Annotated in this window: 15 protein-coding genes and 1 pseudogene; 6 read left to right on the plus strand and 10 right to left on the minus strand. The window is 69.0% G+C overall.

The window, feature by feature from the left end; genetic code table 11:
• Positions 1 to 19: 19 nt before the first annotated feature.
• Positions 20 to 526, minus strand: coding sequence for a MarR family winged helix-turn-helix transcriptional regulator (locus BST28_RS05435; protein ID WP_019736545.1), 507 nt, complete (start codon positions 524 to 526; stop codon positions 20 to 22).
• A gap of 77 nt (positions 527 to 603) precedes the next feature.
• On the opposite strand from BST28_RS05435, the gene BST28_RS05440 reads away from it, so the two are divergent.
• From BST28_RS05440 to BST28_RS05455, 4 genes are all read left to right on the plus strand, one after another.
• Positions 604 to 1,812, plus strand: a complete 1,209-nt coding sequence (locus BST28_RS05440) for an FAD-dependent oxidoreductase (RefSeq protein WP_234808201.1) — start codon at positions 604 to 606, stop codon at positions 1,810 to 1,812.
• Between the two features lie 14 nt (positions 1,813 to 1,826).
• Positions 1,827 to 2,402, plus strand: a complete 576-nt coding sequence (locus BST28_RS05445; RefSeq protein ID WP_029249102.1) for a DUF4389 domain-containing protein — start codon at positions 1,827 to 1,829, stop codon at positions 2,400 to 2,402.
• Complete coding sequence (locus BST28_RS05450) at positions 2,389 to 3,039, plus strand: class I SAM-dependent methyltransferase (protein WP_019736542.1); 651 nt, start codon at positions 2,389 to 2,391, stop codon at positions 3,037 to 3,039. Before BST28_RS05445 ends, BST28_RS05450 begins: the two co-directional genes overlap by 14 nt.
• A 113-nt stretch (positions 3,040 to 3,152) precedes the next feature.
• Positions 3,153 to 3,710 carry a hypothetical protein gene (locus BST28_RS05455; protein WP_019736541.1) on the plus strand — a complete coding sequence of 186 codons (558 nt, stop codon included), beginning with the start codon at positions 3,153 to 3,155 and terminating at the stop codon, positions 3,708 to 3,710.
• A gap of 22 nt (positions 3,711 to 3,732) precedes the next feature.
• On the opposite strand, the gene BST28_RS05460 is transcribed toward BST28_RS05455, so the two are convergent.
• The 9 genes and pseudogenes from BST28_RS05460 to secY form a co-directional block, all read right to left on the minus strand.
• Positions 3,733 to 6,126, minus strand: a complete 2,394-nt coding sequence (locus BST28_RS05460) for an ABC transporter permease (RefSeq protein ID WP_083080295.1) — start codon at positions 6,124 to 6,126, stop codon at positions 3,733 to 3,735.
• 86 nt (positions 6,127 to 6,212) lie between these two features.
• Positions 6,213 to 6,962 carry an ABC transporter ATP-binding protein gene (locus tag BST28_RS05465; protein WP_420093426.1) on the minus strand — a complete coding sequence of 250 codons (750 nt, stop codon included), beginning with the start codon at positions 6,960 to 6,962 and terminating at the stop codon, positions 6,213 to 6,215.
• The gene (locus BST28_RS05470) at positions 6,959 to 7,999 is read right to left on the minus strand and encodes a pyridoxal phosphate-dependent aminotransferase (RefSeq protein WP_019736908.1); all 1,041 of its coding nucleotides are present in this window, start codon (positions 7,997 to 7,999) and stop codon (positions 6,959 to 6,961) included. The genes BST28_RS05465 and BST28_RS05470 overlap by 4 nt, the downstream gene beginning before the upstream one ends.
• A complete protein-coding gene (locus BST28_RS05475) occupies positions 7,999 to 9,012 on the minus strand; it encodes a 3-oxoacyl-ACP synthase III family protein (RefSeq protein ID WP_043336443.1) in 1,014 nt (337 codons plus the stop codon). Before BST28_RS05475 ends, BST28_RS05470 begins: the two co-directional genes overlap by 1 nt.
• Positions 9,009 to 9,680, minus strand: coding sequence for a hypothetical protein (locus BST28_RS05480; RefSeq protein ID WP_019736906.1), 672 nt, complete (start codon positions 9,678 to 9,680; stop codon positions 9,009 to 9,011). Before BST28_RS05480 ends, BST28_RS05475 begins: the two co-directional genes overlap by 4 nt.
• Positions 9,661 to 11,339, minus strand: a pseudogene (locus BST28_RS05485) (thiamine pyrophosphate-binding protein). Before BST28_RS05485 ends, BST28_RS05480 begins: the two are co-directional and overlap by 20 nt.
• A 101-nt stretch (positions 11,340 to 11,440) precedes the next feature.
• Positions 11,441 to 12,229 (minus strand): type I methionyl aminopeptidase, encoded by a 789-nt coding sequence (gene map, locus BST28_RS05490; protein ID WP_019738642.1) that lies wholly within the window; start codon positions 12,227 to 12,229, stop codon positions 11,441 to 11,443.
• Entirely contained in the window at positions 12,230 to 12,781 is a 552-nt protein-coding gene (locus tag BST28_RS05495; protein ID WP_019738641.1) for an adenylate kinase, read from the minus strand.
• Positions 12,778 to 14,109, minus strand: coding sequence for a preprotein translocase subunit SecY (gene secY, locus BST28_RS05500; protein WP_019738640.1), 1,332 nt, complete (start codon positions 14,107 to 14,109; stop codon positions 12,778 to 12,780). The genes BST28_RS05495 and secY overlap by 4 nt, the downstream gene beginning before the upstream one ends.
• A 326-nt stretch (positions 14,110 to 14,435) precedes the next feature.
• Here secY and BST28_RS05505 point away from each other — a divergent pair, with 326 nt between their 5' ends.
• Both BST28_RS05505 and BST28_RS05510 read left to right on the plus strand, forming a co-directional pair.
• The gene (locus BST28_RS05505; RefSeq protein ID WP_065287223.1) at positions 14,436 to 15,392 is read left to right on the plus strand and encodes a class I SAM-dependent methyltransferase; all 957 of its coding nucleotides are present in this window, start codon (positions 14,436 to 14,438) and stop codon (positions 15,390 to 15,392) included.
• Positions 15,392 to 16,318, plus strand: a complete 927-nt coding sequence (locus BST28_RS05510) for a class I SAM-dependent methyltransferase (protein WP_019738306.1) — start codon at positions 15,392 to 15,394, stop codon at positions 16,316 to 16,318. Before BST28_RS05505 ends, BST28_RS05510 begins: the two co-directional genes overlap by 1 nt.

The following is a 16,318-nucleotide window of genomic DNA, read 5'->3' on the forward strand; positions in this document are numbered from 1 at the left end:
AGCGGTGGAAACCGAGCGGCTAGAAGTCCCCGGCATTACGGCGGAGGGTCTCGATGGCCGATGACAGGGTGCGGGACTCCTGCGGGGACATCCCGATGTCGGCGAACACCTCGCGGTTGAGGCTGTCGGTGGCGGCCGCGACCGTCGAGCGGCCCAGGTCGGTGATCGACACCAGGGTGGTGCGGCCGTCGGTGGGATGCGGCACCCGTTCCACCAGGCCGGCGGCCTCCAGTCGCCGGATGGCGTGCGTGACGCTGGTGACGTGCACCTGCAGCCGGTCGGAGGCCTTGGTGATCGGCAGGGCGCCCGAACGGCTGAACGCCAGCAGCCGCAGCAGCTCGAACCGGGAGAAACTCAGGTCGTAGGGCCGCAGAGTGGCCTCCACGCGGGCCAGCAGGATCTGGTGGGCGCGCATCACCGACGTCACCGCGACCATCCCGTCGGCGACCTCGCCCCAGCCGGCCCGTTCCCAGTTCGCCCGCGCCAGTGCGATCGGGTCGCGATCGTCGGAGGGGTGCGAGTCCACGCCCGTTCTTATCACTTTTCGGCCCCTCCGCGTGGGAAGTGAACTCCACCCCGTTTTACGTCGTGAATCCAGGTGTGGTGTCGAACACGGCGGCCCGTCGGTCCCTGCGGATTCTGGTGGCCGGTGCCGGTGTGAGTGGTATTGCCGCGGCCCGGGGGCTGCTGCGCGACGGGCATGACGTCACCATGTTCGAGCAGCGGCCGCAGCTTCGGGCCGGCGGTGGCGCGGTGACCATCTGGCCCAACGGCGCGACGGTGTTGCGGCAGTTGGGCGTCGCGATGGATGGCGCCGGACAGCGCCTGTCCACGGTACGGGTGGTGATGTCGACGGGTGGCCGGCTGGCGACGCTCGACGTCGCCGCGATGGCGGACCGACTCGGCGCACCCGTTCGGATGGTTCCCCGTGGCGTGTTGCTTGACAGGTTGCTGGATACCGTTCCGGCCGAACGCATCCGGTGCAGTTCCCGTGCCGTGCAGATCCTGCGGACCCGCGACGGGGTGCGGGTCGCGTTCGACGACGGAACCAGCGCCGACGGCGATCTGCTGATCGGCGCCGACGGCCTGCACTCCGTGGTCCGCGACGCCGTCGGCGCGAAGCCGGCGGAACCGACCGGCTGGTGCAGTTGGCAGGGACTGGCGAGCGCACCGAATCTCATCGAGGACCAACACGTCGCGATGGTCGCGATCGGCGAGGGCGGCAACGTGGGACTGTGGCCGGCCGGCGAATCGGCGCTGCAGTGGTGGTTCGACCTGCCCTGGTCGCACGATTTCGTCAGGCCGCCCCGGCCCCTTGAGGTGCTGCGAGCAAATTTCAGCGGTTGGTCCGACTCGATCGACCGGGTGCTGGACACGTTGACCGATGCCGATCTGGACGATTCGCCCTACCCGCATTTCCGTCATCCGATTCCGCGACCGGGCCGCGGCGCGGTGACGCTGCTCGGCGATGCCGCCCACACCATGCCCCCCACCCTGGCGCAGGGGACCAATCAGGCGCTGCTCGACGCGATGGTGCTGCGCAAGGCGCTGGCGAGCCGCGCTGATCCGATCAGCGCGCTGCGCTGGTATGAGAAGACCAGGCGGCGCAGCGTCAATGCGGTATCGCGGGTGGCGTCCGTGCCGGTGGCGCACCGCCGGTCGCTGCTGGAGCCGGCGGCGCTGATCTCCGACCGGCTGCACACCTGGGCACTGTCGGCGTTCCTGCGCTCCACGAGTCACCGCCGGATGTCCGCGGCGATCAGCCGGGACGACGCGGCGAGGATGCCCCAGCCGTCGGTGCGGCGACCATGACCGAGCCTGTCCGTGTGCGAAGCGATTTCGACGCTCCCTCGCGCTGGCTCTGGATGGTCAAGTGGTGCCTACTGGCCGTGCCGCACTACCCGATCCTGATCGGGCTGTACCTGCTGTATCCGCCGGCGACCATCGCTGCCGGTGTCGCCATCGTGTTCACCGGCCGGTATCCACGCCGCATCTTCGACTTCAATGTCGGTGTGCTGCGGTGGTCGTGGCGGGTGATGAATTACCGGTTTCCGATGAACAGCACCGACAGATACCCCCCGTTCACGCTGGCATCTCGGTCCGACTACCCCGCCGACCTGGAGATCGACTATCCGGATCGGCTGGCCCGCAGCGGGGTTCTGCTGAACTGGTGGTTGCGGGGGCTCCCGCAGATCCTGCTGTGCTGGGCGATGGAGCCGCTGCTGCAACTGCTCTGCGTCATCGCCGCCGTGACGCTGGCGGCCACCGGGTCGATCCCGCCCGGTATGCGCGATCTGCTGCTGGGCATCGTGCGATGGCGCTACCGGGTGGCGGCGTATGTCTCCTTGATGCGTGCGGAGTATCCGCCGTTCCGACTGGACCAGGGCCATGAAACACCGTAATCCGTTATTCCCGTATGTGTATCGCCTCGGCATGCCGATCTTCGACCGGTTGTTCTATCGGCGCTATCGCCGCGAGGCGATGAGCAACGCGGTCGGGAGGGTGCTGCTCATCGGTGTCGGGCCGGGCACCGATCTGATGTTCCTGCCGCCGGCGGTGACATCGGTCGCCGCGGTGGAACCCGTGCCGGCGATGCGGCGGATGGCCTCCGCGCTGGCGCGGCGCAACGGCATCGACGTCGAGATCGTCGACGGCACTGGCGAATCGATCCCGTTCCCGGACAACAGTTTCGACTCGGTACATGCCGGTCTGGTGTTGTGCTCGGTCGACGACGTGGCCGCTACCCTGCACGAGATCCGCCGGGTATTGCGCCCCGCCGGCCGATTGGTCGTGCTCGAACATGTCCGCGGCGACGGGGCGATGGGCCGGTTCCAGGATCTGATCGCCGGTCCGTGGTCGTGGCTGGCCTCGGGTTGTCGGCCCAACCGCCGGACCGTCGAGGCGATCGCCGCGGCCGGTTTCGACACCAGCGGACTGCGCCGCATCCGGCGGACTCCGGTGCCCCCGCCGTGCAGTCCCCATCTGCAGGGCGTCGCCACCATCGCACCCGGCGCCGACGGCCATCCGGACCGACGATAACCACAGTTACTCATCAAAGATTTATCCCGATTTCAGCTTTATCCAGCCTGCCGATCGTGTCACCAATATCAGCAACGCACCGTGGTCACACGGTTCGACGATAGGAGTTCCCGATGAATGGTTGGCGCATCTCGTCCGTCGGCACCGCCGCGGGCCTTCTGCTCACCGCGTGCATCAACCCACCGGACATCGCATCGGTCGCCCTTACCGGCGCGGACGGCGGTTCGGTAGTGGTGGACACGGCCCTGACGAGCCAGACCGACAATCTCGATCTGCTCGCAGGACTCACCGACCCCGCCAACCCGCAGTCGACAGGCTCACCGACGCCGGACTTCGCGTTGCTCGCGTCGGATCTTATGGGCAGCGAGCCCGATCCCGACTTCATCAGCAACATTCACGATCTGGGCCTGTTCACCATCACGACGGCCGCCGACCCGGATGATGATTTCATTGCGTTTGCCATCCAAACTCCGCTGTTCACAGATATTTTGACGTCCGGGGCCGACCCCGAGGGAGACCTGGGGCTGGGCGACGCGAGTTTCGGGATGGTCGGGGCCACGGTCAACACCTTCGAAAGCTCGGTGTTCCCGTTCCTGGACGGTACGATCGTCCTTCCCTTCACCGACCCGCTGGCCGACCTGTTCACTTTGCTTGTCCAGCTGGGGTTCTGACGCCGCTTGGCGACCGCTCGGGCTATTCGACGCCGATGGCCTCGATGATGTTCAGGCGCACCGCGCGGCGCGCCGGTAGCAGGGCGCCGAGCAGGCAGACCAGCACCGCGCCTGCGGCGCAGACGGCCGGCATCGGGCCGGGCCGGAAGGTGACGTCGAAGTTCATGATGTCCGCACTGGCCACGCTGTAAAGCCACTGATCGACCAGCCCGAACACCAGGCCGCAGACACCGCCGACGACTCCGATTCCGGCCGCCTCGGCCAGCACCATCCGAACTGTGAACCAGCGGCCCGCCCCCATCGCGCGCAGCACGCCGATTTCGCGGCGCCGCTCCAGTACCGACAGCGTCAGCGTGTTGAACAACGCGACGGCGGCGACCAGCGCCGCGATGCCCCAGACCGCGTTGGCGATGAACATGCTCTGGTGCAGCGGCGCCTGGAGCCCAGCCAGCGCCGCGGCACCGTCGTAGACGTAGTGGTGCGCGGGCACCGCCTGCCGGACAGCCTCGAGCAGCCGATGCCGATCCGTGCCGGGCGCGGCGGTGATCTGCAGGACGGTCAGGGCCGACTCGTCGAACCAGGCGCGCAGCTGCTTCAGGCCGATGCCGATGGTGCCGATGACCGTCGAGAAGTACGGGACCAGGGTCAGCACCGCCACCTCGCGCGGTCCGTTCGGCGTTTGCAGCTGTAGTCGGTCGCCGGCCCGAACGCCCAACGCGGCGCCGAGATTCTGCGTCAGCACCACGCCACGTCCGTCGAGCACCGCGGCGCGCTGCGGCGGATCGAGCGCGCGATACAGCGGATCGGCGCTTCCCCCGGAGAATCCGTCCAGCATGACGCGGGTCCCGCCGACCACCGCGAACCCGAAGGCGCCCTGGACGACCCGTGCGACACCGGGCACCGCGGCGACCGTGTCGACCAGCTCGCCCGGAAGCCGATCGGTGGGGTAGGTGTCGGGGGCATCGGCGCTGACCCACACGTCGGCGCCGGTGACCGAGACGAACAGGGCCCGCGCCGACGAGATCATGTCGGCGCTGGTGCCCATGATCACGACGGTGGTGACGACCGCGATGAGCACCGTCATCACCGTGGCCCATACCCGTCGCGGCGCGCGGGTGATGGTCGCGGCGGCCACCACCGATCCGAATACTCGCGCCGTCGCGGCGGTGGCGGCGACGATGGGCCCCCGCAGCGCGAAGCCCGTCGCGATCTCCGCGCCGAGCAAAACGACCACCGCCGCAAACGCAAAGCTGCCGTGTCGTTGCACGATCAGGATCGCCGCCGCGAACCCGGCGGCGGCAGCGACCCCGCTGGCGATCCGCAGCCATCGCGGCACCCGGTCGGCCTCGGAGACGCCGACCGGTGCCAACGCCTCGATCGGGGAAACCTTGTACACCTGCCGCGCCGCCATCGCCGAGGCACCGACACCGGCCACCACCGTCGCGATGAGCGCGACCGGAACGGCGTACCCGGGCAACCAATACTCCACCCGCGCTTCCAACCCCTGGGTGACGGCCGGCGGAAGCCGGCCGATTGCGCTGTGGCCCACGGCAATTCCGATGCCCGCTCCGATCGCGCCGCCGACCAGTCCGAGAATCGCCGCCTCCACCAGCATGTCGCCGACGATCACGCTGCGCCGGCCCCCGACCGCCCGCAGCGTCGCGATGACCGGCCGGCGCGCGGTGATCGCCATGCTCACCGTGGTGTAGGTCAGAAACGCCCCGACCACCAAAGCGACCGCGGCGCCCATCAGGGCCATGTAGTTCATCAGCTTCACACCGTCACCGGCCCGCGCGGCGCGCAGACTGGGGTCCGCGACGATCGCCCGGCCGCCGACGGCGGCGGTGACCGCCGCGCGGACCGCGCCCGGGTCCGCGCCGGGTTTCAGGGTGAGCAGGATCGAGTCGAGTCGGCCGGGGCGGCCGGTGATGTTCTGGGCCAGTGGAAGTGCGGCCAAGACGTACTGCCCGCCGTTGAGCTGCGCCAGCGATTTTCCGGTGAGCACCGAGGCGACGCGGACCTCCTCCGAGCCCAACTGGAGTCGCTCACCGGCCCGGTGGCCGACGCCGGGTCCGACCCGGACGGTGTTGGGCTCCCCGGGCGCCACCGGTACCTGTGCACCGCCGACGGCATCCTTCAGCGCGCCCTGCAACGCCGCGCTGCTGGTGTCCGCGCCGAGCAGCAGGACCCGTCCGGAGGGCGTCATCGCCGAGGTCCGGATCATCGGCGCGGCGGCTGTCACCCCGGGCACGGCGGCGACCTCGGCGGTGATGGTGTCGGGAAACCCGGCGTCGGTGGCGGCCGACACCTCCAGGGCGGCGATACCGGCGATTCCGTCGGTCAGTCGGGTGACCGATCCGGTGATCGACCCGAAGATCCCGAAGACCGCGACCAGATATAGTGCCGAGACCGCCATGACCCCGACGGTGGCGACGGTGCGCCGCCGGTGCACAACCAGCTCACGCAGGCTGAACACCCGTAGCCGGCTTGCCGCGGCGGTGATCACCGCCGCACCACCGCCCGCGGCCGCATCACCGGCCCGTCGTAACGGATCCGGCCGTCGTGCATCCTGACCACCCGGTCGGTGGCGGCCGCCGCATCCGAATTGTGGGTCACCATCACCACCAACCGGCGGCGGCCGGGCTCGTGCGCGATGTCGGCGAGCAGCGCCAAGATCGCGGCTCCGGTGGCCGAATCGAGGTTGCCGGTCGGCTCGTCGGCCAGGATCAGCGCCGGATCCATCATCAGCGCCCGCGCCACCGCGACCCGCTGCATCTGGCCGCCGGACAGCTCGGCCGGCCGGTGCCCGGTCCGGTGACCGAGCCCGACCCGTTCCAGTAGGCGCAGGGCTTCCGGTTTGGCCTTGTTCAGCCGCACGTCGGCGAGAAGCTTGGGCAGTGCGACGTTCTCCCACGCCGACAGGGTCGGCAGCAGGTTGAAGAACTGGAAGACGAAGCCCACCCGGTGATGGCGGAAAGCCGAGCGCGCAGCATCGTCGAGCCCGCCGATCTCCTCGCCGCCGAACCTGATCGATCCGGTGTCGGGGGCATCCAGCGCGCCGAGCAGATGCAGCAAGGTGCTCTTGCCGGCGCCGGAGGGCCCGATGACCGAGACGAACTGCCCGCCGCGCAACCGCAGGTTGATGCCGTTGAGGGCACGCACCGTGTGACCGCCGACCCGGTACTCGCGCACCACATCGCGGAGTTCGACGGTCAGTGCCCGCCGGCGGGCGCCGGGGTGTTCGCCGGTCATGTGCCTGCCCCTACCGCGGCCAGCACCGCCCGGCTGGACTCGCGGCTGCCGATAGTGATCCGCGCCCCGCCGTCGAGGAAATAACGCGCCTTGACGCCGGCCGTGTCCAATATCTGCTGCCACGGCCGTCCGGCGCCGGGCAGATAGACGAAGTTCGCATGCCCGTCAGTGGCGTAGACACCCATCGCCCGCAGCCGCCGGCCCAAATACGCCCGCTCGCCGGCGATGCGTAACACCCGTTGCCGCAACTGGTCTTCGGCTTCATAGGATGCCGCCACCGCGACCGCACTACAGATACCCATGGCGAACGGCAGTTGCAAAGCCCACAACCGAGCGGCGAATTCCGGTGCGCCGAAACCGTATCCGATCCGCAGACCCGCCAGTCCGTAGGCCTTGGAGAAGGTGCGTAGCACGATGACATTGGGGAATCGCCGAACCAGATCCGGCCCGCCCATGCGGTACTGGGGGGCGGCGAACTCGACATAGGCCTCGTCGAGCAGTATGACGGTGTCGACGGGCACCCGGCGCAGGAACCGCTCGACGTCGGCGATCGGCGCCAGCGTACCGGTCGGGTTATGGGGCCGGCACACCACGACGACGCGGGCGCCCACCGCGGCGTCGGCCATCGCCGAAAGGTCGTGGTGCCCGTGCGGGTCGAGCGGAATCGGGATCGATACCAGTCGCGCCATCCGGGCCATGATCGGGTATCCGTCGAACGTCGGGTCGCTCAACACGATCCGGTCCCCGGGCCGGGTACAGGTCTGCAGCACCTGCATCGCCACCCCGGTCGCTCCCGCCCCGAGCACCAGTTGTCCGGCGTCGATCCCGATGTGACCCGCGATCAGGGTGCGCAGCTTGTCGGGCAGGAACTCCGGATAGCGATTCACCGCACCCATCGCGTGATGCAGTGCCGAGCGCACAGCCGGCAACGGCGAGAACGGGTTCTCGTTGAGAGACAACGCAAGCGGATCCACAGCTGCCGGTAATGCGTCGAGCACGTCGGTGCTGACCGGACTCGCGAACGCCGTCGGCGACATCATCGGCGTCCGCCCCAGCGGACCGCGGCCGCGCCGGCGAAGTCACCGGCGTGCGCGAAGCCCGCCATCATCACCACGTCGCCCGGCGCGGCCTGACCGTCGGCTATCGCGCGCTCCAAGTTGATCGGGATCGCCGCGCCGAAGAGGTTGCCGCAGTCATCAAAGGTGTCGCGGTGTCGCTGCGGTGGCAGCTCCAGCGCCTCGCGCCAGTTGCGCAGGAAAACCCGGTTGGGCTGGTTGGTGACCAGCAGGTCGATGTCGTTGGGTTTCACCCCGATTCGGTCGCACACCGCGAACGCGACCTCGGGCACCAGACGGTTGCCCCGGGCCAGCACCTTGGTGATCTTGGCCTCGGTGAACGCGATGCACGCCTCGCCCGTCCCGGCCTGCCACCACTTGCGGGGCGGGTCGGAGATGATCGTCATCTCACCGGCGTACTCACCGTAGCTGCGACACTCGACATCGAGAATGGGCGACTCGTCGGACACCGTGACCAGGCCCACCGCTGCACCGTCGCCGGGCACCGCGGCCTGCGCCCGGCATCGCACGCCCGGCTGGTCGAAGACCTGGCCCGCCGCGTTCTGGGCGATGGCGATCAGCGCGGTGTGCCCTTCGCCCGACACCAGCAGTTGACGGGCCAACTTCAGGGCCAGCACGAACACCGCGCAGCCACCGTTGTGCAGGTCGAGCACCCATCGGGCTCGCATGCCCAGTCGGTGTGCCACGCCCGCGCCCGCACCGTAGAACGGCATATCCGGCATCTGGGTATGGGTGATCAGCACGTCGGCATCGGTGATGGCGCCCCGGCCGTGTCGTTCGATCAGGCCCGCGGTGGCGCGTTCGATCATGTCGATCGCGCTCTCGTCGGGACCGACGTGATGACGCCACCGCGGCGCCCGGAACATCACACTGTCGCGCAGCTCATCGGTGGTGGCGAACCCCGCGTAGTAATCGGTGCCGATCGGCTCGCCGGGCAGGTAGCTGGAGACGTCGGTGAGGCTGACCGGTGTCATTGCATCCACACCGGTGTCACGGGCAGCCCGTTACGGTGCCGGTATTCGGCGATCGCCTTGAGGTTCTTCAGTTCCAGGAGGTGGCCGGCGCCGAACATGTCCCAGAAATCGCCGACCCAGACCGGCCGTTGCGGCGGGGCGGTCTCCGGGTAGGGGTTCTCGTCGTAGAACGGGTGGTGGCAATTGGTCCACAGCACCACCGAGCCGGGCCTGTCGAACACCACTTGTGCGTCGAGAACCCGCATCAAGTAGATCATCCACAGGTGCTTGCCCTGGTCCCACGCGCAGTGGTAGTCGACCGTGCGGGCGCGGGCGTCGGCGATTGTGCGCGTGTAGATCTCGGTCCCCTCGCCGGCCCCCGTGCCCGTCCCGGCACCGAGCCGGTCGTGGGCCAGCCACAGCCCCGGCTCGTCGGTGGTGGTGAAACCGCGCAGGCTGTAGGTCCACTCCTCCAGGCAGCGGGTGTCGGCCAGATAGTCGAACAATTCGTCGGGCGGACAGTCGATATAGCTGTTGACCGTGCAGAACTCGCCGAACACCTCGTCATGCGGGTAGACCGACCGCATCATCTCCATGATGATCGGGGTGGCCTGTTCGCGCGGCGATGTCTCGATGCGGATCAGGCCGTCGAGTGGTTCGGTGATGTCGTCAAGCGCGGGCAGTGACATAGCCATCCTCCTTTGCGGCGGTCAAAAACGGTGCGAATGGCGGAATCTCGTCGGCGGAGCACTCGATGCTGACCACCGCCGGGCCATCGGTGGTCAGCGCGGAGGCCAATGCGTCCGGCAGCTCACCGGTCTCGGTGACCTCGGCGGCCGGCAGACCGGGAAACATCGCGCCCAATCCCGTCCCCAGCTCACTGGGCCGGAATCGGTTGTAGCTGTATAGGTCTCCGTAGAACAGCTGCTCGCGGGTCACACACATCGCGTGGGCGTTGTTGTTGAACAACACGAAGGTGACCGGCAGCCGATACTGCAGCGCGGTGTGGATCTCCATGCCGTGCATGAAGAACGCGCCGTCGCCGGCGATCACCACGGTGCGCCGGGCCCGGCCGAACGCCATCCCGATGCCGGCCCCGAAGCTGTACCCCATCCCGCCCATGCCGAGCGCGACGATGAACCTGCCGTCGCGGCGCACCGGCAGGTAGTGCAACGCGGATGCGCCGGTGTTGCCGGCGTCGACGACGATGTCCGCGCCGGCCGGCACCACGGTGTCCAGCACCCGCATCGCGTCGCGGTAGCGCACGCCGGGGCCGTGGTGGCGCGGCGGTTCGAGTTCCTCCCGCCGCAACCGATGGGGGGCCCGCGGGCCGGGCGCCCGCCCGCGAAGGCCGTGCGCCAGCGCGGTCAGCGACGCGCGCAGGTCGTCCGAGTGCACGTGCGTGCAGGGCAGGTACGGCGGGGCGGAGCCGATCGAGACCGTCCGCACGGTTGCCAGCGCGGCGTCGATCCCGCTGCGGGCGGTGACGGGTAGCCGGGTGCCCACCACCAGGCAGACCGCGCTGGTGGCCACCAAGGCGGCCACACCGGGATGCCCGGCCACCCCGGTGAGCGCGTAGTCCGACGACGAGTCTGGGCCGCCGACGTCCTTGGCGTCGGGAACGCATGCCACCTGCGCTCCGAGCAGGTCCGCCAGCGCCCATAGCTCGGTGCGGGCGTCGTCGCGGGCGACCTGCTCGCCGGCGATGATGGTGACCGGCCCATCGGCACCGCGCAGGGCGCGCAGGATCGGGTGCGGGTCGCCGGGCCCGGGCGCCGCCCTACCGTTGCCACCGTGGCCGTTCACCGGCCTCTGGTTGACCACCTGGGCCTGCTGGATGTCCTTGGGTAACAACAACACCGCCGGACCGCCGGTGTGCGCCGCCGCGATCGCGCAGCGCAACGACCCGACGATGTCGTCGGGTTTCTCTATCCGTCGGCAGAACACCGACACGGCGGAGAACAGCGTCTCGGCGTCCAGTGATCCGTTGCGGCCGCTGATGTCCTGAAAGCTGCCCCGGCCATCCATCGGCGCCGGGGGCTGGCCCACCAATGCCAACACCGGCACCCGGCTGGCCAACGATTCCGCCAGCCCCGGAACAAGGTTCAGCGCCCCCCGCCCGATGTTGCCGCGACCACACCCAGCCCCGCTCCGCTGCGGCTGTATCCGTCGGCCATGGTGGCCGCCGAGAATTCGTGTTTGGCCACGACCGCGGTGATCCCGGGATGGCGGTACGCGGCATCGTAGAGATCCTCGATGTTCGCGCCGTCGACGCCGAAGATATGGCCGACGCCGATATCCCCGAGACATTCGAGGATGTGATCGACCACCCGGTACTGCCTGGACATCCGCCCGCCTAACCCACGACGATGATGTCTGGTTTAACGATGCGGGTGTGGCTTCGGTTCACCCGTGGCCGGGCGTCGCTGCCGGCGGGGCGCGGCCTGGGTTAGACCGCCGTCAGGATGCGGGGGCCGTCGTCGGTCACCGCGACGGTGTGTTCCCAGTGTGCGGCGCGCGATCCGTCGGCGGTGACGACCGTCCACTCGTCGTCGAGGATGACGGTCTGGTCGGTGCCCAGGGTCAGCATCGGCTCGATCGCCAGCACCGATCCGGCCACCAGCAGCGGCCCGCGGCCCGGCGATCCCTCGTTGGGCAGGAAGGGGTCCATGTGCATCTGGCGGCCGATACCGTGCCCGCCGTAGCCGGCGACGATGCCGAACGAGCGGCGGAACTCCGCCGACGCGGCGCGGGCCCCGGTTTCGATGGCGTGCGAGACGTCGCTGAGCCGGTTGCCGGGGACCATCGCCGCGATCCCGGCTACCATCGCCTGCCGGGTCGCGGCCGACAGGTTCTCGTCGGCCGATGTCAACGTGCCGATACCGAAGGTGACCGCGGCGTCGCCGTGCCAGCCGTCCAGGATCGCGCCACAGTCGATGGACACCAGATCACCGTCGGCCAGCACCTCCGCCGACGACGGGATGCCGTGCACCACACGGTCGTTGACCGAACTGCAGATCGACGCGGGGAAGCCGTGGTAGCCCAGGAACGACGGCGTCGCACCCGCCTCCCGGATCACCGACTCGGCGACCTCGTCCAATTGCAGGGTCGAGACTCCGGCGACGGCGGCCGCACGCACCGCGGCCAGGGCCTCGGCGACGACGGCACCTGCCGCGGCCATCGCGTCGAGCTCGCCCGGGGTGCGATGCGGCACCCGCCGCTTCGCCCACCCGATCACTTAGCGCCCCAGGGCCTGCAACAGGCGACCGAAGACCTCGTCGACGGTGCCCAGCGCATCCACCACATGCAGTTCGTGCTCGTGCTGGTAGTAGTCCAGCAGCGGCGCGGTCTCCTCGCGGTAGACGATCATCCGGTTGTGGATGACCTCGGCCGTGTCGTCGGCGCGGCCCCGCTCCCGGAGCCGGGCGAGCAACTCGTCCTCGCTGACGCGCAGCTCCAGCACCGCGTCCAGCTTGGTGTTGCGCGCCTCCAGCATGTCGTGCAGGGCCTGGGCCTGCTCCACCGACCGGGGGTAGCCGTCGAGGATGAAGCCCTTGGCGGCATCCTCGGCGTCGATGCGGTCGGCGACCAGGGCGTTGGTCAGCTCGGAGGGCACCAGATCCCCTGCGTCGAGGTATCCCTTGGCCTTGCGGCCCAGCTCGGTGCCCTGCGCGATGTTGCTCCGAAACAGGTCGCCGGTCGAGATCTGCGGGACGCCCAGCTCCTGGGCCAGCTTGACGGCCTGGGTGCCCTTGCCCGCCCCGGGCGGTCCCAGCAGGATGACTCTCACTTGAGGAACCCTTCGTAGTTGCGCTGCATGAGCTGGCTCTCGATCTGCTTGACCGTGTCCAGACCGACGCCGATCATGATCAGCACCGCGGTACCCCCGAACGGCAGGTTCTGGACGGTGCCGGAGTTGCCCATCTGCAGGAACAGGTTGGGCAGCACCGAGATCACACCGAGGTAGATCGAGCCCGGCAGGGTGATTCGGTTGAGTACGAACCGCAGGTAGTCCGCGGTCGGACGGCCCGGCCGGATGCCCGGGATGAAGCCACCGAACTTCTTCATCTCGTCGGCGCGTTCGTCGGGGTTGAACGTGATCGACACGTAGAAGTAGGTGAAGAAGATGATCAGGCCGAAGTACACGCCGATGTAGACCAGGTTGGACGGGTCGGACAGGTAGGTGCTGACCGCCTTGTCCCACCAGCTGTTGCCGGGGCCTCCGCTGCCGCTGCGGACCAGCTGGGTGACCAGCTGGGGAATGTAGATCAGCGACGAGGCGAAGATGACCGGGATGACGCCGGCCTGGTTGACCTTGAGCGGCAGGTAGGTCGAGGTGCCGCCGTACATGCGCCGGCCGACCATCCGCTTGGCGTACTGCACCGGGATACGGCGCTGGCCCTGCTCGACGAAGACCACGCCGATGACGATGACCAGAGCCGCCAGGCAGACCATGGTGAACACCAGGCCGCCACGGGAGTCCAGGATGGTCTTGCCCTCGATCGGGATGCGGGCGGCGATACCGACGAAGATCAGCAGCGACATGCCGTTGCCGATACCGCGCTCGGTGATCAGCTCGCCGAGCCACATCACCAGCACCGCGCCGGCCGTCATCACCAGCACGATGACGACCAGGGTGAAGATGCTGTGGTCGGCGATGATGTCGTGGCGCAGGCTGCAGGACTGCAGCAGCCCGCCGTTGGCGGCCAGCGCCACGATGCTGGTGGCCTGCAGGACGGCCAGCGCCACCGTCAGGTAGCGGGTGTACTGCGTCATCTTGTTCTGGCCGGACTGACCTTCTTTACGCAGTTCCTCGAAGCGCGGGATCACCACGGTCAACAGCTGCACGATGATGCTCGCGGTGATGTAGGGCATCACGCCGATGGCGAACACCGTCAACTGCAGCAGCGCACCACCGGAGAACAGGTTGATCAGTGAATAGACCTGCGCCGCGTCGCCGCCGCTGACCTCCTTGATGCACTGCTGCACGTTCTGGTAGTCGACACCGGGCGACGGGATGGCCGCTCCGAGCCGGTAGACGACGATGATGCCCAGGGCGAACAGGATCTTTCGCCTCAGGTCGACCGTCCGCAGTGACGAGATGAAAGCCGAGAACACTCTTCTCCTCCTGCGCAGCCGAGGTCCGGTCGCGGCGTGCCAATGGGCTGGTGTGTTACAGCCCGGTTAGTCCTGGGGTAGTCCTGCGCTTTCGCGTCGACGCGCCGACCGGTCATGAAGCGGCCATGCGCGTCTTCAGGCGCGTCAGCAGTCTACGAGACTAACAGCTGAGCACGGCGGGCCGGGCAGCCGCGGGGACGCGCTGTCAGCCGACCATCAGCCGCCGGGCGTACAGTCGACGACAGCTCGTTAACCTAGCTAATTAATTTCCGGCGCTGCGTCGCCGGTAACCATAGGCCGCCGGCGGCGATAGGAGAGTTCGAAAGATGGCTCGTACAGACAACGACACCTGGGACCTGGCCTCCAGTGTGGGCGCCACCGCGACCATGGTGGCGGTGGGCCGCGCGGTGGCGAGCCGCGGAAACGGCACCGACCGTCCGCTGATCAGCGACCCCTTCGCCGAGCCGCTGGTGCGCGCGGTCGGAGTGGATCTGTTCAGCAAACTGGCCAGCGGCGAAATCAGCCCGGCCGACTTCGGCGACGGCGAGGGCCAGGACGGGGCGATGACGCTCTCGCGGATGTCCGACAACATGGCCGTGCGCACCCGGTTCTTCGACGAGTTCTTCCTCGCCGCGTGCGCCGACGACACCGCGGCCATCCGGCAGGCCGTCATCCTGGCCTCCGGGCTCGACGCTCGCGCCTACCGGCTCGACTGGCCCGCCGGCACCACCGTCTTCGAGATCGACCAACCCGACGTGATCGAGTTCAAGACCCGGGTGTTGGCCGCCCACGGCGCCCAGCCCACCGCAGATCGCCGGCCGGTCGCCGTCGACCTGCGTGACGACTGGCCGGCGGCGCTGCAGGCCGCGGGCTTCGACCCCTGCGCGCCGACCGCCTGGAGCGCCGAGGGGCTGCTCGCCTACCTCCCGGCCGAGGCACAGGACCGACTACTGGACACCGTCACCGCACTGTCCGCGCCGGGCAGCAGGTTCGCCGTCGAATGCACACCGCCGCTCGACCCCGGAGACGAGGACACCGCACGCCAGCGGATGCGGCAAGCCGCCGAGCAGATGCGCAGCCACGGCTTCGATCTCGACCTCACCGAGCTGGTCTACTTCGGTGATCGCAATGACGCGCCCACCTACCTCGGCGAGCGCGGATGGCGGCTCGACAGTCGCAACATCAACGAGCTGTTCGCCGAACACGGGCTGCCGCAGCTCGAGGAGACCGACGGTTACGGCGGGCTGACCTATGTCAGCGCGATCCTGGAAGGAGAACGCTGATGGCGCGCAGCGGCGGCGCACGATCTCCTGGGGACAGCTGGGATCTGGCGTCCAGCGTGGGTACGACCGCCACCATGGTCGCCGTCGGCCGCGCGCTGGCCAGCCGGCAGCCCGACGCGCTGATCGACGACCCGTTCGCCGCCCCGCTGGTGCGGGCGGTCGGGATCGACTTCTTCAACCGGCTGCTCGATGGTGAGCTGGAGCCGGCGGTCGCCGAGGACGCCAACGCCACCGCCCGGCCGATGACCGAGGTGATGGCGGTGCGCACCCGGTTTTTCGACGACTTCTTCCTGCAGGCCGCGGCCGCGGGCATCCGGCAGGCGGTCATCCTGGCCGCCGGGCTGGACGCGCGCGCCTACCGGCTGGCCTGGCCGGACGGCACCGTCGTCTACGAGATCGACCAGCCGGAGGTGATCGAGTTCAAGACCCGCACGCTGACCGATCTGGGCGCCGAGCCCACGGCGGATCGCCGGACGGTGGCCATCGACCTGCGCGACGATTGGCCGGCAGCGCTGCGCCGCAGCGGATTCGACGAAACGAAACCGACCGCGTGGAGCGCCGAAGGGCTGCTCGTCTATCTGCCGCCGGAGGCGCAGGATCGACTGTTCGACGACATCACCGCGTTGAGTGCGCCGGGCAGTCGGCTGGCCACCGAATATCACCCCGACGGCGCGGCCGTGCTCACCGATTCGAACCAGTCGATGGGCCGGCGCTTCGCCGACCAGGGCCTGGACCTTGATCTGGCCGGCCTGGTCTACGCCGGCGAGCGGCGCCACGCCGGCGACTACCTGACCGAACAGGGCTGGCAGGTCAGCGGTCGCACCCGGACCGAAGTCTTCGCGGCCTACGGGCGCAGCTTCCCCGAGGATGCCGAGATCGTGGCGCGGCTGCGCAATTCGGTTGCGATCGAGGCCATTCGCACCTAG

This window comes from Mycolicibacter kumamotonensis (genome assembly GCF_002086285.1).
In the GTDB taxonomy this organism is placed as follows: Bacteria; Actinomycetota; Actinomycetes; order Mycobacteriales; family Mycobacteriaceae; genus Mycobacterium; species Mycobacterium kumamotonense.